Below are 19,355 nucleotides of genomic sequence, written 5' to 3' on the forward strand. Positions count from 1 at the left end.
CGCGCGCCGCCCGCGGGAGTTCGCGGGCGGCGCGCAGGCGTCGGCGGGGTGGCGTCGGCGGGGTGGTGTCGCGGGGGTGGCCGACCCGTACCGGGCGTCAGCCCTCGTCGCCCTCCAGGTCGCCCTCGGTCTCCAGGAACGCCGCCTGCAGCTGCTCGATCAGCTCCGGGTCCGGCTTCTCCCAGAGCCCGCGGCTGGCCGCCTCCAGCAGGCGCTCGCTGATGCCGTGCAGCGCCCACGGGTTGGCGCCGGTCAGGAACTCCCGGTTCACCGGGTCGAGCACGTACTCCTGGGTGAGCTTCTCGTACATCCAGTCCGCGACCACGCCGGTCGTGGCGTCGTACCCGAACAGGTAGTCGACGGTGGCCGCCATCTCGAAGGCGCCCTTGTAGCCGTGCCGGCGCATCGCCTCGATCCAGCGCGGGTTGACCACCCGGGCGCGGAAGACCCGGGCCGCCTCCTCGGTGAGGGTGCGGGTGCGGACCGTCTCGGGCCGGGTCGAGTCGCCGATGTAGGCGGTCGGCGCCTTGCCGGTGAGGGCCCGCACGGTGGCCACCATGCCGCCGTGGTACTGGAAGTAGTCGTCCGAGTCGGCGATGTCGTGCTCGCGGGTGTCGGTGTTCTTCGCGGCGACGGTGATCCGCTTGTACGCGGTCTCCATCTCCTCGCGGGCCGGCCGCCCGTCCAGGCCCCGCCCGTAGGCGTAGCCGCCCCAGACCGTGTACACCTCGGCGAGGTCGGCGTCGGTGCGCCAGTCGCGGCTGTCGATCAGCTGCAGCAGGCCCGCGCCGTACGTGCCGGGGCGGGAGCCGAAGACGCGGACGGTGGCCTTGCGCTCGTCGCCGTGGACGGCGAGGTCGGCCTGGACGTGCGCGCGGACGAAGTTGTCCGCGTCCGCCTCCTCCTGGGCGGCCGCCAGCCGGACGGCGTCGTCCAGCAGCGCGACGACGTGCGGGAAGGCGTCCCGGAAGAAGCCGGAGATGCGCAGCGTGACGTCGATGCGCGGACGGCCCAGCTCCTCCAGCGTGATCGGCTCCAGACCGGTGACCCGGCGCGAGGCGTCGTCCCAGACCGGGCGGACGCCGAGCAGCGCGAAGGCCTCGGCGATGTCGTCGCCGGCGGTGCGCATCGCACTGGTCCCCCAGAGCGAGAGCCCGACCGACGGCGGGCAGGCGCCGTCGTTGTCGGCCTGGTAGCGCTCGACCAGGGAGGCGGCGAGCGCCTGCCCGGTCTCCCAGGCGAGCTTGCTGGGCACGGCCTTCGGGTCGACGGAGTAGAAGTTGCGGCCGGTCGGCAGCACGTTGACCAGCCCGCGCAGCGGCGAGCCGGACGGTCCGGCCGGGACGAAGCCGCCGCGCAGCGCGTGCAGCACGGCGTCCAGCTCGTCGGTGGTGGCGGCCAGGCGCGGGACCACCTGGGCGGCGGCGAAGTCCAGCACCTCGCGGACCGCCGCGCGGTTCTCGTCCGGGAGTCCGGCGGTGACCTTCTCGACGGCCTCCGGAGCCCAGTCCTCGGCCTCCATCGCCTCGACCAGCTCGCGGGCCCGGGCCTCGGCGGCGTCGGTCGCTCCGAGGCTGAGCGCGGCCTCGTCCAGGCCGAGCGCCTCGCGCAGGCCGGGCAGGGCGCTGACGCCGCCCCAGATCTGCCGGGCGCGCAGGATGGCGAGCACGATGTTGACCCGGTCGGTGCCGGCCGGCGCCTGGCCGAGGACGTGCAGGCCGTCGCGGATCTGGGCGTCCTTGATCTCGCAGAGCCAGCCGTCGACGTGCAGCAGGAAGTCGTCGAAGCCGTCGTCCTCGGGGCGCTCGTCGAGGCCGAGGTCGTGGTCGAGCTTGGCGGCCTGGATCAGCGTCCAGATCTGGGCGCGGATCGCGGGCAGCTTGGCCGGGTCCATCGCGGCGATGTTGGAGTGCTCGTCGAGGAGCTGCTCCAGGCGCGCGATGTCGCCGTAGGAGTCGGCCCGGGCCATCGGCGGGACGAGGTGGTCGACCAGGGTGGCGTGGGCGCGGCGCTTGGCCTGGGTGCCCTCGCCCGGGTCGTTGACCAGGAAGGGGTAGACCAGCGGCAGGTCGCCGAGGACGGCGTCGGGGCCGCACTCGGCGGAGAGCGCCGCGGTCTTGCCGGGGAGCCACTCCAGGTTGCCGTGCTTGCCGAGGTGGACCACCGCGTGGGCGCCGAAGCCGCCGTCCGCCTGCTCGGCGGCGATCCAGCGGTACGCGGCCAGGTAGTGGTGGGACGGCGGGAGGTCCGGGTCGTGGTAGATCGCGACCGGGTTCTCGCCGAAGCCGCGCGGCGGCTGGATGAGGACGAGCAGGTTCCCGGAGCGGATCGCGGCGAGCACGATGTCGCCGTCCGGGTTCTGCGAGCGGTCGACGTACAGCTCGCCGGGGGCCGGGCCCCAGTGCTCCTCGACCCGGGTGCGCAGGCCCTCGGGCAGGGTGGCGTACCAGCGGCGGTAGTCGGCGGCGGGGATGCGGACGGGGTTGCGGGCCAGCTGGTCCTCGGTGAGCCAGTCCTGGTCGTAGCCGCCGGCGGCGATCAGCGCGTGGATGAGGGCGTCGCCCTCGTGCTGCTCCTCGCCGGCCGGCCCGCCCGCCGGTGCGTCGTCCAGGCCCGGCAGGTCGGTGCCCAGGTCCATGCCCTCCGCGCGCAGCGCGGTCAGCAGCCGCACCGCGCTGGCCGGGGTGTCGAGGCCGACGGCGTTGCCGACCCGGGCGTGCTTGGTCGGGTAGGCGGAGAGGACGAGCGCGAGCCGGCGCTCGGCGGCCGGGATGTGCCGCAGCCGGGCGTGGGCGACGGCGACGCCCGCGACCCGGGCGGAGCGCTCGGCGTCGGCGGCGTAGACGGTGAGGCCGTCCTCGTCCAGCTCCTTGAAGGAGAACGGGACGGTGATCAGGCGGCCGTCGAACTCGGGCACGGCGATCTGGGTGGCGGTGTCCAGCGGCGAGAGGCCGTCGTCGCTGGCCTCCCACTGGGCGCGCGACCAGGTCAGGCAGAGCGCCTGGAGGATCGGGCGGTCGAGGGCGGCGAGCGCGCCGGCGTCCCAGGCCTCCTCGTCGCCGCCGGCCTGGGCGTCGGCCGGCCGGGTGCCGCCGGCGGCCAGCACGGTGGTGACGATGGCGTCGGCCTCGCCGAGGGCGGCCAGCAGGTCGGCCTCGGCGCCGCGCAGCGAGGCGCAGTAGTACGCCCGGGCCTGCGCGCCCTGGTCCTCGATCGCCCGGCAGAGCGTCTCGACGAAGGCGGTGTTCCCGCTCATGTGGTGGGCGCGGTAGTACAGCACGGCGACGGTCGGGCCGCCGTCGGTGCGGGCGGTGCGCTCCAGCGGGCCCCAGGCGGGGGCCGAGGCGGGCGGGGCGAAGCCGTGGCCGGTGAGCAGCACGGTGTCGGAGAGGAAGGCGGCCAGCTCGGCGAGGTTGGCCGCGCCGCCGTGCGCCAGGTAGGCGTGGGCCTCGGCGGCGATGCCGGCGGGGACGGTGGACAGCTCCATCAGCTGGGCGTCGGGTGCCTGCTCGCCGGTCAGGACGATGACGGGGCGCGGGCCGGCCAGCAGCGCGTCCAGGCCCTCCTGCCAGGCGCGGCGTCCGCCGAGCAGGCGGACCACGACCAGGTCGGTGCCGTCCAGCAGGGCGGGCAGGTCCTCGGGGGTGAGCCGGGCCGGGTTGCCGAGCCGGTAGCTGACCGGCCCCTCGGCGGCGCGGGCACTGAGCAGGTCGGTGTCGGACGTCGACAGCAGCAGAATCATGCGAAGGCCCTCCCGGCCTCGGAAGCGCCCCGAGCCGAAGGGCGCGCCGGCGTTGAAAGTGACGGGTGACAGACGGCTGGTGAAGGCGGGCACGCCGGAGCGGTGGCCCTTCCTGCCCGGTGCCGGGCGAGGAGGGCGGGCGTCAACGGCGGATCCGAGCGCCCGGTGGACCCCTCCTGCCCGTGCGGGGCAAGGGGGGAGGGCGGTCGCGTCACGGAGGACGGGACCGCGGGGGCGGGCATGCGGCGGCGCATGGCTTTTCGAGCCTTCCTCGGGGTCCGCGCCCCGGGCCGGTGGAGGACGGCAGGAGTTCCTGGCTCCCGCGGCTCCCCGGTGTTCCGGTGAGCCGTGGTCACAGTGGCGGGACCGCACCGGGCTCGCACCGGTTTCCTCCCCTGCGCCGTCGCTGGCGTGCGGGCGGTCTGCGGGGACCGCCCGCCCAGCATCGTACGGGGTGTGGCTGACCTGGGGGAGTGCCCTTCGGCAGGGTGCTGTCCGGCACCCTGCCCGGTGCCGCGGTGTGACCTTCGGTACGGCGGCATCCGATCGGATCATCGGTATGCTCGCCGCCATGCCACCGACACCCGACGCCACCACGCCGGGCGCCGCCGCGCCCGACCGGGGGCGTGCGGACGCCTGTCCGGGGGCGCTTCGTCTGCACACCGCCGATGACGGCGCCCTCGCCCGGGTCCGCCTGCCGGGCGGGCTGCTGACGGTCCGTCAGGCGCTGGCGCTCGCCGACGCCGCGGAGGTGCTCGGCGACGGCTCGCTGGAGACCACCTCGCGGGGCAACGTCCAGTTGCGCGGCCTGGCCCCGGGCTGCGGCGGCGAACTCGGCGACCGGCTGCGGGCCGCCGGCCTGCTGCCCTCGGACACCCACGAGCGGGTCCGCAACATCGTCGCCTCGCCCGGTCCCGCCGGCGGCCGCCCCACCCGCGGCCGCACCGCCAACGGTGCACCGGTGGAAGGCCGTTCCGCAGACGGGCGCCCGGCAGACGGCCGTCCCGCCGGGGACGGCCCCGGCGCCGACGTCCGGGCCTGGGCGCGTGAGCTGGACGCGCGGCTCTGCGCGAGCCCCTGGGCGACCGGCCTCTCCGGCAAGTTCCTGTTCGTCCTGGACGACGGCCGCGGCGACGTCGCCGCGCTGGACGCCGATGTGACATTGATCGCAGGCGGTGGCGGCACCGCCCTGCTGCGCCTCGGCCGGGCGGCCACCGCACGCGTCGTCCCCGCCGACGGCGCGGTCGACGCGGCGCTGGACGCCGCCCGCTCCTTCCTGGAGGCCCTGCGCGCGACCGGGACCAGGGCCTGGCACCTGCGCGAGGTCCCCGGCCTGCTGCCGCCCGGGGACGCCCCGCTGCCCGACCTCCCCGGCGAGCCGGTGCCGCTCGGCGCGCTGCCCGGCGGACTCTCCGTCGGGCTCCGGTTCGGCCGGGCCACCGCCGCGCAGTGGCGCGTGCTGGCCGGGGCGGCCGAGGGGGAGCTGCGGCTGACCCCGTGGCGCGGCGCCGTCCTGCCGGACGCGCCGGCCGACCGGCTGCCCGTGCTCGCGGCGGCCGGGTACCGTACCGAGCCCGGCTCGCCCTGGGACCGGGCCACCGCCTGCACCGGGCTGCCGGGCTGCGCCAAGTCGCTCGCCGACGTGCGGGCGGACGCGGCCCGGGCACTCGACGCCGACGCCGACGCCGCCGCGGTGGCGCCGGGCGCGGTGCCCGTGGAGCGCCTCCCGGTGCACTGGTCGGGCTGTGAGCGGCGCTGCGGACACCCGGCCGGGCGCTGGGTGGACGTGCTCGCCACCGGCCGGGGCTACCGGGTGACCACGAACGGGCCGGAGAACGGGCCGACGAACGAGCCGAGGAACGGGTCGACGAACGTGCCGAAGAACGGGCCGACGAACGGGTCGGCGTCCGCCGGTCCGGCCGTCGGTGTGACGAACGAGGAGACGGCAGCGGCGGTCGCCGCGGCCAGGAGGACCACCAAGTGATCGAGTACGAGAAGGACGGCGCGTCCATCTACCGCCAGTCCTTTGCCACCATCCGGGCCGAGGCCGACCTGGCCGCACTGCCCGCGGACGTCTCCCAGGTCGCGGTGCGGATGATCCACGCCTGCGGCATGGTCGACCTGGTCGAGGACCTGGTGTACTCGTCCGGCGTGGTCGCCTCCGCCCGCGCCGCGCTGCGGGCCGGCGCGCCGATCCTGTGCGACGTCAACATGGTCGCCAGCGGCGTCACCCGCAAGCGGCTGCCCGCCGACAACGAGGTGGTCTGCACCCTCACCGACCCGTCGGTTCCCGAGCTGGCGCGGGCGATGGGCAACACCCGCAGCGCCGCCGCGATGGAGCTGTGGCTGCCGCGCCTGGAGGGCGCCGTGGTCGCCGTCGGCAACGCGCCGACCTCGCTCTTCCGCCTGCTGGAGATGATCGAGGCCGGCGCCCCGCACCCGGCCGCGGTGATCGGCGTGCCGGTCGGATTCATCGGCGCGGCCGAGTCCAAGGAGGCCCTGGCCGCCCACCCCGCCGGACTGGAGCACCTGGTGGTGCGCGGCCGGCGCGGCGGCAGTGCGATCGCGGCCGCCGCGATCAACGCGATTGCGAGCGAGGAAGAGTGACGAACCACCGGAACGACCCGGCCCCCGCGGAGGGGGCGACCGGCCGGCTCTACGGGGTCGGTCTCGGCCCCGGCGACCCGTCGCTGGTCACCGTCCGCGCCGCCGAACTCATCGGCAAGGCCGACGTGGTGGCGTACCACAGCGCGCGGCACGGCCGTTCGATCGCCCGGTCCATCGCCGAGCGGTACCTGACCGGCGGGCAGATCGAGGAGAAGCTGGTCTACCCGCTCACCGTGGAGACCACCGACCACCCCGGCGGCTACCGGGGCGCGCTGGACGACTTCTACGAGGAGGCCGCCGCCCGGCTGGCCGCCCACCTGGACGCCGGCCGCGACGTCGTGGTGCTGGCCGAGGGGGACCCGTTCTTCTACGGCTCCTACCAGCACATGCACAAGCGCCTCGCGGACCGCTACCCGACCGAGGTGGTGCCGGGCGTGACCTCGGTCAGCGCCGCCGCCGCCCGGCTCGGCATGCCGCTCACCGAGGCCGACGAGACGCTCACCGTCATCCCGGGCACGCTCCCCGAGGAGGAGCTGACCGCGCGGCTCGCCGCGGCCGACTCCGCCGTCGTCATGAAGCTCGGCCGGACCTTCCCGGCCGTCCGCCGCGCCCTGGAGCGGGCCGGCCGGCTCGACGACGCCCAGTACGTCGAGCGCGCCTTCATGGAGGGCGAGCGGACCGCGCCGCTGGCCTCGGTCGACGCCGGGACCGTCCCGTACTTCTCGGTGGCCGTGCTCCCCAGCAAGGTCGCCCCGCTGGAGTCCGCGCCGCCCGCCCCGGGCGGTACCGACGGAAGCACCGACACCGACACCGACACCGACAGCGGTACCGGCAGCGTGACCGTGATCGGCACCGGCCCGGCCGGTCCGCTCTGGCTCACCCCGGAGGCGCGCGGCGCCCTGGCCGCCGCCACCGACCTGGTCGGCTACACCACCTACCTGGACCGGGTGCCGGTCAGGCCGGGCCAGGTGCGGCACGGCTCCGACAACAAGGTGGAGTCCGAGCGCGCCGAGTTCGCCCTCGACCTGGCCCGCCGCGGCCACCGGGTCGCGGTCGTCTCCTCCGGCGACCCGGGCGTCTTCGCGATGGCCACCGCCGTCCTGGAGGTCGCCTGCGAGGAGGCCTACCGCGAGGTGCCGGTCCGGATCGTCCCCGGCATGACCGCCGCGCACGCCGCCGCCTCCCGGGCCGGCGCCCCGCTCGGCCACGACTACGCGGTGGTCTCCCTCTCCGACCGCCTCAAGCCCTGGGACGTCGTCGCGCAGCGGCTGCGCGCCGCCGCCGCGGCCGACCTCGTGCTCGCCCTCTACAACCCGGGCTCGCAGTCCCGCACCACCCAGGTCGGCCGCGCCCGCGACCTGCTCCTGGAGTACCGGGACCCCGGCACCCCGGTGGTGATGGCCCGTGACGTCGGCGGCCCGACCGAGCGCGTCCGCACGGTGCGCCTCGGCGACCTCGACCCGTCCGAGGTCGACATGCGGACCATCCTCCTGGTCGGCTCCTCGCAGACCCGGCACGTCACCCGGTCCCCCGGCTCCGAGGTCACCTGGACCCCGCGCCGCTACCCGGAGGCCTGAGCACCGCCGCCACCGCCCCGGGCCCGGGGCGGTGGCGGGATGGTGGCGGGATGGTGGACGGACGCCGGAGCGGCGCCCCGTCCGGTAGGGCGTCCGTCAGCCGCGGTAGACCTCGGAACGGTGGCCGACCCGGACCACCAGGACGAGCAGCAGCCCGCCGTCGACGGTGTAGATCACCCTGTGGTCGCCCACCCGCAGACGGCGATGGTCGGGCGATCCCACCAATGCGGTGGTGTGGAAGCCGTAGGGGTCCTGTTCGAGCTCGGCGAGCTTGCGCAGGACCAGGACCGCCGTCGCCCGGGGCAGCTTGCGCAGCTCGCCGCGGGCCGACTCGGTGAAGCGCGTGCTGTACTTCACTCCGGCCTGGCCAGGGTCTCGGCCATGACCTCGTCCAGCGAGTAGGTGGGCTCGTCGCGGCGCTCCTCGATGAGGCGCATCAGTTCGCGCTCCTCCCACTGCCGGTACTCACGCAGCAGCTCTATCGGGACGACGGCGGCGACCTCCCGTCCACGCCGCGTGATGACGGTCGGCTCGTCCCGCTCCGCGCGGTCGACGACGTCGGCGAGGTGCTCGCGGGCCTCGCGAATCGATACGGTCTGCACAGGCTGCTCGCTCATGCCCCGAGTGTACGAAGTGTGCCAGGTGTACACAATCCCGCTTGCGGACCCCGGACCCCACTGCGGGACCGGCGTGCCGGCGGTGGAGCATGATGTCCCGACCGACGAGGAACGACAGGGAGACGGGTGCGGGGCATGGGCGAGGTCGGCGGGCGGGCCGGGCAGCTGAGGAGCAGCGGGCTGCGGCACGGGTGGACGACCGGGGCCTGTGCCACGGCGGCGACCAAGGCCGCGTACCGGGCGCTGCTGACCGGGGCCTTCCCGGACCCGGTGGTGATCACGCTGCCGAAGGGCCAGCGGCCGGGGTTCGCACTGGCGGCGGAGGAGCTCTCCGCCGGGGCGGGCGGCCGGTGGGCGATGGCCGGGGTGGTGAAGGACGCCGGGGACGACCCGGACGTGACCCACGGGGCGCTGGTCCGCTCCACCGTGCGGGCGGGGCGGCCGGGCGCCGGCGTGGTGTTCCGGGCCGGGCCGGGGGTGGGCACGGTGACCAGGGCCGGGCTGCCGCTCCCGGTCGGCGAGCCGGCCATCAACCCGGTGCCCCGGCAGATGATCCGGGACGCGGTCGCCGAGGTCGCGGCGGAGTTCGGCGGCAGCGGGGACGTCGTGGTGGAGATCTCCGTCGACCACGGCGAGGAGATCGCCCGGTCCACCTGGAACCCCCGGCTCGGCATCCTGGGCGGCCTCTCCGTCCTCGGGACGACCGGGATCGTCGTCCCCTACTCCTGTTCGGCCTGGATCGACTCGATCCGGCGCGGGGTGGACGTGGCCCGGGCGGCCGGCCGCACGCATGTGGCCGGCTGCACCGGTTCGACCTCGGAGAAGGTGGCGGTCGCCGTGCACGGGCTGCCCGAGGACGCGCTGCTCGACATGGGCGACTTCGCGGGTGCGGTGCTCAAGTACCTCAAGCGCCACCCGGTGCCCCGGCTGACCATCGCGGGGGGCTTCGCCAAGCTCTCCAAGCTCGCGGCCGGCCACCTCGACCTGCACTCGGCGCGCTCCCAGGTCGACAAGGGCCACCTGGCCGGACTGGCCCGCACGGGCGGTGCGGACGAGGAGTTGGTGTCGGCGGTGGCGTCGGCGAACACCGCGCTGGAGGCGGTCCAGCTCTGCCGCGCCGCCGGGGTGCCGCTCGGCGACCTCGTAGCGGTGCGGGCCCGGGCCACCGCGCTGGAGGTGCTGGTGGGTTCGCCGGTCGAGGTGGACGTCATCTGCATCGACCGGGCCGGGACGATCGTCGGCCGGGCGGAGCCGCTGGGCCCGTGCTGACGGCCCCTTCTGTCTCAGGCGTGTCATAGGAACTTCGCTGTGATGTGAAGATCTGACGCTCATACGGGGGGAGAATCGGACAAAAGTGGCGCCACGCCCGGGGTCGATTCTGGTGCTATCTCAGCCATGAGATATGGTCTGCCGGGTGACAGGCGACTATCTCACCCGTATCGGCACCCTCATCCGCACCGCGCGTCAGCACCGCGGTTGGTCCCAGGCTCAGCTCGGCGAAGCCCTCGGCACCAGCCAGAGCGCGGTCAACCGCATCGAACAGGGCAAGCAGAACGTCAGCCTTGAGATGATCGCCCGCATCGGCGAAGCGCTCGACAGCGAGATCGTCTCCCTCGGCTACGCCGGCCCGATGCACCTGCGGGTCGCCGGCGGCACCCGGCTCTCCGGTGCGATCGACGTCCGCAGCAGCAAGAACGCCTGCGTGGCGATCCTCTGCGCCTCGCTGCTGACCACCGGTCGCACCACCCTGCGCAGCGTCGCCCGCATCGAGGAGGTCTACCGCATCCTCGAAGTGCTCAACAGCATCGGCGTCAAGAGCCGCTGGACCAACGACGGCCGCGACCTCGAACTCACCCCGCCCGCCGAGCTCGACCTCGACGGCATGGACGTCGAGGCCGCCCGCCGCACCCGCAGCGTGCTGATGTTCCTCGGCCCGCTGATGCACCGCGCCGACAAGTTCGCCATCCCGTACGCCGGCGGCTGCGACCTCGGCACCCGCACCGTCCAGCCCCACCTCACCGCGCTGCGCCGCTTCGGCCTGGAGGTCGCCACCACCGGCGGCGCCTACCACGCCTCCGTCCAGCCCGGCACCCCGCTGGACCGGCCGATCGTGCTGACCGAGCGCGGGGACACCGTCACCGAGAACGCCCTGCTCGCCGCCGCCCGCCACGACGGCGTCAGCGTCATCCGCAACGCCTCGCCCAACTACATGGTCCAGGACCTCTGCTTCTTCCTGGAGAAGCTGGGCGTCCGGATCGAGGGCGTCGGGACCACCACCCTCACCGTGCACGGCGTCCCGCAGATCACCTGCGACGTCGACTACACCCCCGCCGAGGACCCGGTGGAGGCGATGAGCCTGCTGGCCGCCGCCGTCGTCACCTCCTCCGAGCTGACCATCCGCCGGGTGCCGATCGAGTTCCTGGAGATCGAGCTCGCCGTGCTGGAGGGCATGGGCCTCGACTACGACCGCACCCCCGAGTACCCGGCCCACAACGGCCGCACCCGGCTGGTCGACCTCACCGTCCGCCCGTCCAAGCTGACCGCGCCGGTCGACACCATCCACCCGATGCCGTTCCCCGGCATCAACATCGACAACGTGCCGTTCTTCGCCGCGATCGCCGCGGCCGCGCACGGCACCACGATGATCCACGACTGGGTCTACGACAACCGCGCCATCTACCTCACCGAACTCACCCGGCTCGGCGCGGACATCAAGCTGCTCGACCCGCACCGGGTCCTCGTCCAGGGCCCGACCCGCTGGCGCGCCGCCGAGATGGTCTGCCCGCCCGCGCTGCGCCCCGCCGTCGTGATCCTGCTCGCGATGCTCGCGGCCAAGGGCACCTCGGTGCTGCGCAACGTCTACGTCATCAACCGCGGTTACGAGGACCTCGCCGAGCGCCTCAACTCCATCGGCGCCCAGATCGAGACCTTCCGCGACATCTGATCGCGACATCTGATCGCGGCATCCGACAGCGCCATCCCACTGCACCACCGGTCGACCGGTGGTGCAGTGCGCGGTGCGCGGTGCCCGGCCCGGGAGACCCGGGGCCGGGCACCGGCGCATTCCGCGTCACTCGCCGGTGCGGCCGTCGAGGTGTTCGCGGAGGAGGTCGGCGTGGCCGTTGTGGCGGGCGTACTCCTCGATCATGTGGGTGAGGATCCAGCGGAGCGAGTAGACCTCGTCGGTGCCGTCGCTGCTGCGCCGGTAGTGCCCGAGTACGTCCAACGAGTCGGCGGCGGCGACGAGTTGCCGGGCGTGCTCGCACTCGCCGCGCCAGATCTCGAAGGCCTCGTCCGGGTCGGCCGCTTCGGCCTCGAACTCCGCGGACCTGTCGTCCTCGTGCCTCCAGTAGCCCGGCCGGTCCTCGTCGGCGAGGACGTTGCGGAACCAGCCGCGCTCCACCTCGGCGAGGTGGCGGGCCAGGCCGAGCAGGGAGAGCTCCGAGGGCAGGAGGGGGCGGGCGCGCAGCTGTTCGGTGGTCAGCCCGGCGCACTTCATCGCGAACGTGGCGCGCTGGTGGTCCAGGAAGGTGACCAGGGTGGCGCGTTCGTCGGCGGTGCGGAGGGGCTCGGTGCGCGCGGCGTCGGCGCGGTCGTAGGCGTCCATCGGGTCATGATCGCAGGGCGGGCGGCTCCTGGCGCCGGGTTTTTTCGAACCGGACCGGGCCTCGGGGGCCGGGCCGCGAAGGCGGGGCCGGGCAGGTCGGGTACGGCCGGTCGGCGCCGGAGGGCGCGCCCGGCGCGGCGGCCGTCACCAGCCGGGGCCGAGCCCGGCGAGCCACTCCCGCGCGGCCCCGACGCTCTCCGCCACCGGGACGCCGTCCGGCAGCGGCGGGCGCTCCACGACCACCACGGGGAGGGCGAGTTCGCGGGCGGCGGTGAGCTTGGGGGCGGTGGCGGCGCCGCCGCTGTCCTTGGTGACCACCACGTCGATCCGGTGCTCGCGCAGCAGCGCGCGTTCCCCGTCCAGGGTGAACGGCCCGCGGTCGAGCAGGACGTCGAGCGAGGCGGGCACCGGGGGCTCGGGCGGGTCGACCGAACGGGCCGTGAAGTGCAGGCCGTCGAGGTGGGCGAACACGCCGATGCCCTGCCGTCCGGTGGTGAGGAGGACCCGCCGGCCGAGCGAGGGGAGCAGCTCCGCCGCGGCCGCGAGGGAGGCCACCGGGTGCCAGCGGTCGCCGGCCACCGGCTCCCAGCCGGGGCGGCGCAGCGCGAGCAGCGGCACGCCGGTCGCGGCGGCGGCCCCGGCCGCGTTGCGGGACATCACGGCGGCGAACGGGTGGGTGGCGTCGACCACGGCGTCCACCCGCTCGGCGCGCAGCCAGGCGGCGAGGCCCTCGGGGCCGCCGAAGCCGCCGATCCGGACCTCGCCGGCGGGCAGCCGGGGTTCGGCGACCCGGCCGGCGAGCGAGCTGGTGACCCTGAGCGGTGCGCCGACCAGGGCGGCGGCCAGCTCCCGCGCCTCGGTCGTCCCGCCGAGGACCAGCAGGTGGGGGCGGTGCGGGGCCCGGGGCGCGGGCTGAGGTACGGGCTGCGGTGCGGGCGGTGCGGGCTGCGGTGCGGGCGGTGCGGGTTGCGGGGCGGGCCGCGGCGGGCGGGCCACTACGACCCGCAGGGCTCGTGCGGGCGCTCGCGGTCCGCCGAGTAGAGGTGGCTGTCGCGGAACTGCTCGGCGGCGAGCGTCCGGCCGACGATGATCACCGCGGTGCGGACCACGCCCGCCTCCTTCACCTGCCCGGCGATGGAGCCGACGGTGCCGCGCAGCACCAGCTCGTCCGGCCGGCTGGCCATCGCGACGACGGCGGCCGGGCACTCGGCGCCGTAGTGCGGCAGCAGCTGCTCGACCACGTCGTCGACGTACCCGGCGGCCAGGTGCAGGACGAGCAGGGCGCCGCTGCGGCCGAGGGTGGCGAGGTCCTCGCCCTCCGGCATCGGGGTGGCGCGCTTGGCGATCCTGGTGAGGATGACGGTCTGGCCGACGGTCGGCACGGTCAGTTCGCGCTTGAGCGCGGCCGCGGCGGCGGCGAAGGCCGGCACGCCGGGCACCACCTCGTACGGGACGCCGGCCGCGTCGAGCCGGCGCATCTGCTCGGCGACGGCGCTGAACACGGACGGGTCGCCGGAGTGCAGCCGGGCCACGTCCTGGCCGGCCCGGTGGGCGCGGACCAGCTCCTCGACGATCTGGTCGAGGTTGAGGTTGGCGGTGTCGACCAGGCGGGCGCCGGGCGGGCACTCGTCCAGCAGCTCGCGGGGCACCAGGCTGCCCGCGTAGAGGCAGACCTCGGCGCGGGCCAGCAGGCGCTGGCCGCGCAGGGTGATCAGGTCGGCGGCGCCGGGTCCGGCCCCGATGAAGTGGACGGTCACGAGGCGTTCTCCTGGGAGGTGAGGGGTTTGACGGCGGACCACTGGGTGACCGGCATCGCCTGGCGCCAGCCGGTGAAGCCGCCGACCGGGACGGCGTGCGCGACGGCGAGCCGCAGCAGCTCCCCGCCGTGCCGCCGGTACCACTCGGTGAGCAGCGCCTCGGACTCCAGGGTGACGGTGTTGGCGACCAGCCGCCCGCCCGGCGCCAGCGCGGTCCAGCAGGCGTCGAGCAGTCCGGGGGCGGTGAGCCCGCCGCCGACGAACACCGCGTCGGGGGCCGGCAGCCCGGTGAGCGCGGCGGGCGCGGGGCCGGTGACGACGTGCAGCCGGGGCACGCCGAGCGCGGCGGCGTTGCGGGCGATCCGCCCGGCCCGGACGGGGTCGCGTTCGACGGTGACGGCCCGGTTGTCGCGGTGGGCGCGCAGCCACTCGATCGCGATCGAGCCGGAGCCGCCGCCGACGTCCCAGAGCAGCTCGCCGGGGGTGGGCGCGAGGGTGGCGAGGGTGGCGGCGCGGACGTGCCGCTTGGTCAGCTGGCCGTCGCTCTCGTAGGCGGCGTCGGGCAGACCGGGGACGACCGGGGTGCGGGGGCCGGCGGGGCCGAGGTCGACCGCGATCAGGTTGAGCGGGTCGCCGGGCGGGTGCGGCCAGCCGTCGGCGGGGCCGTCCAGCTGCCGCTCGGCGGGGCCGCCGAGCTGTTCCAGGACCCGCAGCCGGGCGGCGCCGAAGCCGCTCGCGGTGAGCAGCGCGGCGACGGCGGCGGGCCCTGCGGCGTCGGCGCTGAGGACGAGCAGCCGGCGGCCGGGGTTGAGGGCGAGGCGCAGGGTGTCCAGGGGGCGGCCGACCAGGGTGACCACCTCGGTGGACTCCAGCGGCCAGCCGAGCCGGGCGCAGGCGTACGACACGGAGGAGGGGTGCGGCAGGATGCGCAGCCGGTCGGGGCCGGCGATCTCCGCGAGGGTGCGGCCGATGCCGTGGAACATGGGGTCGCCGCTGGCCAGGACGGCGACCCGGCGGTCCGCGAACCGCTCCAGCAGCCCGGGGACGGCCGGGCGCAGCGGGGACGGCCAGGAGACCCGTTCGGCGGACACCTCGTCCGGGGGGAGCAGGTCGAGCTGGCGGGGGCCGCCGATCACGACCTCGGCCGTCCGCAGCGCGGCCCGCGCGGTGCCGGCGAGGCCGGGCCAGCCGTCGGCCCCGATCCCGACGACGGTGAGCGGGGGCGGCTGCTGGGTCACCGGGGGCTCCTTGGGGATCTGCGGGCGCGGTTCGGGCGGTGGGCTTCGGACGGTGCGCATCGGACGGTGCGGTTCGGGCGGGGTGGTACGGACGGCGGGGGGCCTGCGGCCCGGCTCGGTGGCCCGGGGCCGGAGGGCCGTCCGGGGCCGGTGAGGCGGGACCGGGGCAGCCTACCTGGCGGTATCCGGTCGCGGACCGGCCAGGGTGCACGCCCCGCCGGGCGGCGTTAGCGTCGACCGGGGGGACCTCAGCACGCAACGGAGGGCACCATGTCCGAGTCAGCGGTCCCGTACACCACCAACAACGCCGGGGTCCCGGTGCCGAGCGACGACAACTCGCTCACGGTGGGCAGGGACGGCCCGATTCTGCTCCACGACCACTACCTGATCGAGAAGATGGCCCAGTTCAACCGCGAACGGGTGCCGGAGCGGGTGGTGCACGCGAAGGGGGCCGGGGCGTACGGCGTCTTCGAGACCACGGAGGACGTCAGCCGGTATACCAAGGCGACGCTGTTCCAGCCGGGCAAGCGGACGGAGATGCTGGCCCGCTTCTCGACCGTGGCCGGCGAGCAGGGCAGCCCGGACACCTGGCGCGACCCGCGCGGCTTCGCGCTGAAGTTCTACACCGAGGACGGCAACTACGACCTGGTGGGCAACAACACCCCGGTCTTCTTCGTCCGCGACACGATCAAGTTCCAGGACTTCATCCGCTCGCAGAAGCGGCGCACGGACAACGGCCTGCGCGACCACGACATGCAGTGGGACTTCTGGACGCTCTCGCCGGAGTCCGCCCACCAGGTCACCTGGCTGATGGGGGACCGCGGGATCCCGAAGTCCTACCGGCACATGAACGGGTACAGCTCGCACACCTACATGTGGATCAACGCCGCCGGCGAGCGGTTCTGGGTGAAGTACCACTTCAAGACCGACCAGGGCGTCGACTTCCTCACCCAGGCCGACGCCGACCGGCTGGCCGGCTCCGACCCGGACCTGCACCGCGAGGACCTCTGGCAGGCGATCGAGGGCGGCAACGCGCCGTCCTGGACGCTGCACGTGCAGGTCATGCCGTTCGACGAGGCGCCCGGCTACCGGTTCAACCCCTTCGACCTGACGAAGGTCTGGCCGCACGGCGACTACCCGCTGATCCGGGTCGGCACGATGACCCTGAACCGCAACCCCGAGGACTACTTCGTCCACATCGAGCAGGCCGCCTTCGAACCCGCCAACCTGGTGCCGGGCATCAGCGTCTCGCCGGACAAGATGCTGCTCGGCCGGGTCTTCTCCTACCCGGACACGCACCGGTACCGGATCGGCCCCAACTACGCGCAGCTGCCGCCGAACCGGCCGCACGTCCCGGTGCACTCGTACGCCAAGGACGGGCCGATGCGGTTCGACCCGGCGCGCACTGCGGCCCCGTACGCGCCCAACTCCAAGGGCGGACCGGCGGCCGACCCGAAGGCGTACGACGACCCGTCGGCCGGCTGGCAGACGTCCGGCGACATGGTCCGCGAGGCGTACTCGCTGCACGCCGAGGACGACGACTGGGGGCAGGCGGGCACGATGGTCCGCAAGGTGCTGGACGACGCGCAGCGCGACCGGCTGGTCTCCAACATCGTCGGGCACCTCAAGGGCGGGGTGAGCGATCCGGTGCTGGACCGGGCGGTGCAGTACTGGCGCAATGTCGACAAGGCGCTCGGCGACCGGGTCGCCTCGGGCGTGGGCAGGGCCTGAGCCGGCCGGACGGCGGTCCGGACGCAGTCGGAGGGCGCGGGCCCCGTCGGGCCCGCGCCCTCAGCGGTCGTGCAGCCAGTCCCCGGAGGCGATCAGCGCGGGGTGCGTGCGCAGCCGGGCGGCGACCTCCGGCCCGGCCAGGTACACCCACGCCTGCGCCGCGGCGCCGTCCGCGGTCCGGACGGCGAGCCGCTCCCGGACGTACTCGCCGGTGCCGTCGGCCCGGCAGTCCTCCAGGCGGTCCAGGGCGGCGAGCGCGTCCGGGTACGCGCCGGGGCGGATCGTGACCAGCTCGCCGACGATCCGCCGCCCGGGGGTCGCGTCCGGCACCGCGTAGGGGAACCCCGGTCCCGCGTGCAGGGCCGCGCCCTCCAGCACCGCCCCGCGCACCTCGGCGCACCGGCCGGCCAGGTGGAGGGCGTGGTTGCGCCCGCCGGGGCGGAGGGTGCCGTAGACGAAGAAGGGGAGGGCGGGGGCGGTCGGGGCGGCGGGCACGGGGCTCCTCGGGGGCGGTCGACGACTGATGACTGATGACTGATGACTGGCGGATGACGGAATCCGCCAGTCATCAGTCATCCGCTGATTGTCGGCTGTCGGTCGCTTCCCGATCGCCGGAATCCGTCGACCGCCGGTGCTCCGCCGTCCGGCCCCCTCGGTCCGGTGCCGCCTGCCACCCCCCGCCCGTCGCCGCCCGTCGCCGTCGGTCCGCCGGTCGGACTCCGGTGGCCGTCGGCCGATCGCCTGGTGATACCGACTGGCGCTCGGGTGGGCTGATGCGATGTCATGACTGGTGCAAGCCAGTACCGTCCTAGGGGGACACACATGACAGCTCCCGCCGCAGGCACGTCCGGCGCGTCCGGTGCGGCCGCCGCCGGACCCGCCGCCGTACCCGTCGATGCCGTGCCCGTCGACGCCGCGCCCGCCGGTTCCGTGCCCGCGGACGCCGCGCCCGCCCGCCTCGGCGGCCCGGTGTGGGTGGCGCTCGGCGTGGTCTACGTGCTCTGGGGGTCGACGTACCTGGCGATCCGGATCGCGCTGGAGACGATGCCGTCCTTCCTCTCCGCCGCGGCACGCTTCCTGACCGCGGGTCTGCTGCTCGTCGGGTTCGTCGCGATCCGCTACGGGCGGAGCGGGCTCCGGGTGGACCTGCGGCAGCTGGGGTCCTCCGTGCTGGTCGGCGTGCTGCTGCTGACCGGCGGGAACGGCCTGGTGGTGCTCGGCGAGAACTCGATCCCGTCGGGGCTGGCCGCCCTGCTGGTGGCCGTCGTGCCGCTCTGGATGGTCCTGCTGACGGCGGCGGGCGGCGACCGCCCGAAGGCGGTCGAGCTGGCCGGTGTGATGCTCGGACTGGTCGGGCTCGGTGTGCTCTCGGCACCCGCGATCGGCGGCGACATCGCGAAGGGCGGTGTGATCGCGGTGGTCTGCGGCACCCTCACCTGGGCGTTCGGGTCGTTCGCCGCGAAGCGGATCCGAATGCCCGGCAACGTCTTCGCCGCCAGCGCCTACCAGATGCTCGCGGGCGGGCTCGGCAACACGCTGATCGGGCTGGTGCGCGGCGAGCAGTACGGACTGGACCTGGGAGCCGTCTCCGGGCGGTCCTGGCTGGCGCTCGGCTTCCTGGTGGTGTTCGGCTCGCTGGTCGCCTACACCGCGTACGCGTGGCTGCTGCGCTCGGCGCCGCTGGGCCTGGTCGCCACCTACGCCTACGTCAACCCGGTGGTGGCGGTGCTGCTCGGCTGGCTGGTGCTCGCCGAGCCGCTGACCCGCCCCACCCTGCTGGGCGGGGCGATCGTGGTCGTCGGCGTCTGCCTCGTGGTGAGCGTCAGCCGGACGTCCTCGCGTAAGTGAGGACGACGGCCCCGTTGTCGAAGGTGCGGGCCTCCTCCAGGGAGAAGGCGTGCGGGGCGAACCCGGCCCGGAACAGCGGGACGCCCGAGCCGGTCACGAGCGGGTACTGCTTGATGATCAGTTCGTCGATCTCGGGGAGGAGCCGCCCGGCCAGTTCGCCGCCGCCGCACAGCCAGATGCCGAGGCCGTCCTCCTGCTTGAGCTCGCGGACCAGGGTCAGCGGGTCGGCGGCGGTGACCTCGACCGCGGGGTCGGGGCTCTCCGTCATGGAGCGGGAGAAGACGATCTGGCGCAGGTGGGCGTAGGGGTTGGCGAGGCCGAGGGGCACCCCGGGGCCGTAGGTGCCGCGGCCCATGAGCACGGTGTCGAAGCGCTTGTTGGGCGCGTCCGCCACCCCCAGGGCGGCGCGGCCCGGCGTGGGCAGGGCCTCCGGGAACTCGGCGAGCATGTAGGGGAGGAAGTCGCCGGTGAGGTACGGGAGGAGCATGTCGAAGTCGCCGTCCGGGGCGGCGATGAAGCCGTCGAGGGTGGCGCCGACGTAGTAGGTGAGCTTGCGCATTCACGTCCTTGGAATCGTCCGGTCGAGGGCCTCGTGCTCTCAACCACGACAGTTATAGTACTCCGGATGTAG

General features: G+C 74.9%; 16 protein-coding genes and 1 riboswitch. Of the genes, 7 read left to right on the forward strand and 9 right to left on the reverse strand.

Annotation, left to right across the window (positions count from 1 at the left end):
- Positions 1–97: 97 nt before the first annotated feature.
- Entirely contained in the window at positions 98–3,742 is a 3,645-nt protein-coding gene (gene cobN, locus OG550_RS30535; RefSeq protein ID WP_327682983.1) for a cobaltochelatase subunit CobN, read from the reverse strand.
- Between the two features lie 307 nt (positions 3,743–4,049).
- A riboswitch (cobalamin riboswitch) is annotated at positions 4,050–4,135 on the reverse strand.
- 166 nt (positions 4,136–4,301) lie between these two features.
- Here cobN and OG550_RS30540 point away from each other — a divergent pair.
- Genes OG550_RS30540 through OG550_RS30550 form a run of 3 tightly spaced genes read left to right on the forward strand, consistent with a single transcriptional unit; the run spans position 4,302 to position 7,926 of the window.
- Positions 4,302–5,726: a cobalamin biosynthesis protein CobG gene (locus OG550_RS30540; RefSeq protein ID WP_442906100.1), complete on the forward strand. Its 1,425-nt coding sequence runs from the start codon at positions 4,302–4,304 to the stop codon at positions 5,724–5,726.
- The gene (locus OG550_RS30545; RefSeq protein WP_327682987.1) at positions 5,723–6,349 is read left to right on the forward strand and encodes a precorrin-8X methylmutase; all 627 of its coding nucleotides are present in this window, start codon (positions 5,723–5,725) and stop codon (positions 6,347–6,349) included. The genes OG550_RS30540 and OG550_RS30545 overlap by 4 nt, the downstream gene beginning before the upstream one ends.
- Positions 6,346–7,926: a precorrin-2 C(20)-methyltransferase gene (locus OG550_RS30550; protein ID WP_327682989.1), complete on the forward strand. Its 1,581-nt coding sequence runs from the start codon at positions 6,346–6,348 to the stop codon at positions 7,924–7,926. The genes OG550_RS30545 and OG550_RS30550 overlap by 4 nt, the downstream gene beginning before the upstream one ends.
- 96 nt (positions 7,927–8,022) lie before the next feature.
- Here OG550_RS30550 and OG550_RS30555 read toward each other — a convergent pair whose 3' ends face one another.
- Both OG550_RS30555 and OG550_RS30560 read right to left on the reverse strand, forming a co-directional pair.
- Entirely contained in the window at positions 8,023–8,283 is a 261-nt protein-coding gene (locus tag OG550_RS30555; RefSeq protein WP_327682991.1) for a type II toxin-antitoxin system RelE family toxin, read from the reverse strand.
- A complete protein-coding gene (locus OG550_RS30560) occupies positions 8,280–8,543 on the reverse strand; it encodes a type II toxin-antitoxin system Phd/YefM family antitoxin (protein WP_045939983.1) in 264 nt (87 codons plus the stop codon). Before OG550_RS30560 ends, OG550_RS30555 begins: the two co-directional genes overlap by 4 nt.
- A gap of 135 nt (positions 8,544–8,678) precedes the next feature.
- On the opposite strand from OG550_RS30560, the gene OG550_RS30565 reads away from it, so the two are divergent.
- Both OG550_RS30565 and OG550_RS30570 read left to right on the forward strand, forming a co-directional pair.
- Positions 8,679–9,812 carry a cobalt-precorrin-5B (C(1))-methyltransferase gene (locus OG550_RS30565; RefSeq protein WP_327682993.1) on the forward strand — a complete coding sequence of 378 codons (1,134 nt, stop codon included), beginning with the start codon at positions 8,679–8,681 and terminating at the stop codon, positions 9,810–9,812.
- Positions 9,813–9,957: 145 nt separating this feature from the next.
- Entirely contained in the window at positions 9,958–11,487 is a 1,530-nt protein-coding gene (locus tag OG550_RS30570) for a UDP-N-acetylglucosamine 1-carboxyvinyltransferase (RefSeq protein ID WP_327682995.1), read from the forward strand.
- 126 nt (positions 11,488–11,613) lie between these two features.
- Here the strand turns inward: OG550_RS30570 and OG550_RS30575 are convergent, their stop codons facing one another.
- The 4 genes from OG550_RS30575 to cbiE all read right to left on the reverse strand — a co-directional run bounded on the left by OG550_RS30575 (position 11,614) and on the right by cbiE (position 15,205).
- Entirely contained in the window at positions 11,614–12,150 is a 537-nt protein-coding gene (locus tag OG550_RS30575; RefSeq protein WP_327682997.1) for a DinB family protein, read from the reverse strand.
- Positions 12,151–12,294: 144 nt separating this feature from the next.
- Positions 12,295–13,032 (reverse strand): cobalt-precorrin-6A reductase, encoded by a 738-nt coding sequence (locus OG550_RS30580; RefSeq protein ID WP_327684260.1) that lies wholly within the window; start codon positions 13,030–13,032, stop codon positions 12,295–12,297.
- A 113-nt stretch (positions 13,033–13,145) separates the two neighbouring features.
- Positions 13,146–13,907 carry a precorrin-4 C(11)-methyltransferase gene (gene cobM, locus OG550_RS30585; RefSeq protein ID WP_327682999.1) on the reverse strand — a complete coding sequence of 254 codons (762 nt, stop codon included), beginning with the start codon at positions 13,905–13,907 and terminating at the stop codon, positions 13,146–13,148.
- On the reverse strand, positions 13,904–15,205 hold the full coding sequence (cbiE, locus tag OG550_RS30590) for a precorrin-6y C5,15-methyltransferase (decarboxylating) subunit CbiE (RefSeq protein ID WP_442906101.1): 1,302 nt from the start codon (positions 15,203–15,205) through the stop codon (positions 13,904–13,906). The genes cobM and cbiE overlap by 4 nt, the downstream gene beginning before the upstream one ends.
- Before the next feature lie 210 nt (positions 15,206–15,415).
- Here cbiE and OG550_RS30595 point away from each other — a divergent pair, with 210 nt between their 5' ends.
- Positions 15,416–16,876 carry a catalase gene (locus OG550_RS30595; RefSeq protein ID WP_327683003.1) on the forward strand — a complete coding sequence of 487 codons (1,461 nt, stop codon included), beginning with the start codon at positions 15,416–15,418 and terminating at the stop codon, positions 16,874–16,876.
- Between the two features lie 60 nt (positions 16,877–16,936).
- Here the strand turns inward: OG550_RS30595 and OG550_RS30600 are convergent, their stop codons facing one another.
- A complete protein-coding gene (locus OG550_RS30600; protein WP_327683004.1) occupies positions 16,937–17,371 on the reverse strand; it encodes a gamma-glutamylcyclotransferase family protein in 435 nt (144 codons plus the stop codon).
- A gap of 327 nt (positions 17,372–17,698) precedes the next feature.
- On the opposite strand from OG550_RS30600, the gene OG550_RS30605 reads away from it, so the two are divergent.
- A complete protein-coding gene (locus OG550_RS30605; RefSeq protein ID WP_327683006.1) occupies positions 17,699–18,724 on the forward strand; it encodes an EamA family transporter in 1,026 nt (341 codons plus the stop codon).
- Here the strand turns inward: OG550_RS30605 and OG550_RS30610 are convergent.
- Complete coding sequence (locus OG550_RS30610; RefSeq protein ID WP_327683008.1) at positions 18,699–19,283, reverse strand: dihydrofolate reductase family protein; 585 nt, start codon at positions 19,281–19,283, stop codon at positions 18,699–18,701. The genes OG550_RS30605 and OG550_RS30610 overlap by 26 nt on opposite strands.
- Between the last annotated feature and the right edge of the window lie 72 nt (positions 19,284–19,355).

This window comes from Kitasatospora sp. NBC_00458 (assembly GCF_036013975.1).
In the GTDB taxonomy this organism is placed as follows: domain Bacteria; phylum Actinomycetota; class Actinomycetes; order Streptomycetales; family Streptomycetaceae; genus Kitasatospora.

Bases quoted from the DNA above. Each gene is read 5' to 3' on its own strand.
- cobN (WP_327682983.1), bottom strand. From the start codon at position 3,742: ATGATTCTGCTGCTGTCGACGTCCGACACCGACCTGCTCAGTGCCCGC.
- OG550_RS30540 (WP_442906100.1), top strand. From the start codon at position 4,302: ATGCTCGCCGCCATGCCACCGACACCCGACGCCACCACGCCGGGCGCC.
- OG550_RS30560 (WP_045939983.1), bottom strand. From the start codon at position 8,543: ATGAGCGAGCAGCCTGTGCAGACCGTATCGATTCGCGAGGCCCGCGAG.
- OG550_RS30565 (WP_327682993.1), top strand. From the start codon at position 8,679: ATGGGCGAGGTCGGCGGGCGGGCCGGGCAGCTGAGGAGCAGCGGGCTG.
- OG550_RS30575 (WP_327682997.1), bottom strand. From the start codon at position 12,150: ATGGACGCCTACGACCGCGCCGACGCCGCGCGCACCGAGCCCCTCCGC.
- cbiE (WP_442906101.1), bottom strand. From the start codon at position 15,205: ATGCGCACCGTCCGAAGCCCACCGCCCGAACCGCGCCCGCAGATCCCC.
- OG550_RS30595 (WP_327683003.1), top strand. From the start codon at position 15,416: ATGTCCGAGTCAGCGGTCCCGTACACCACCAACAACGCCGGGGTCCCG.
- OG550_RS30605 (WP_327683006.1), top strand. From the start codon at position 17,699: ATGACAGCTCCCGCCGCAGGCACGTCCGGCGCGTCCGGTGCGGCCGCC.
- OG550_RS30610 (WP_327683008.1), bottom strand. From the start codon at position 19,283: ATGCGCAAGCTCACCTACTACGTCGGCGCCACCCTCGACGGCTTCATC.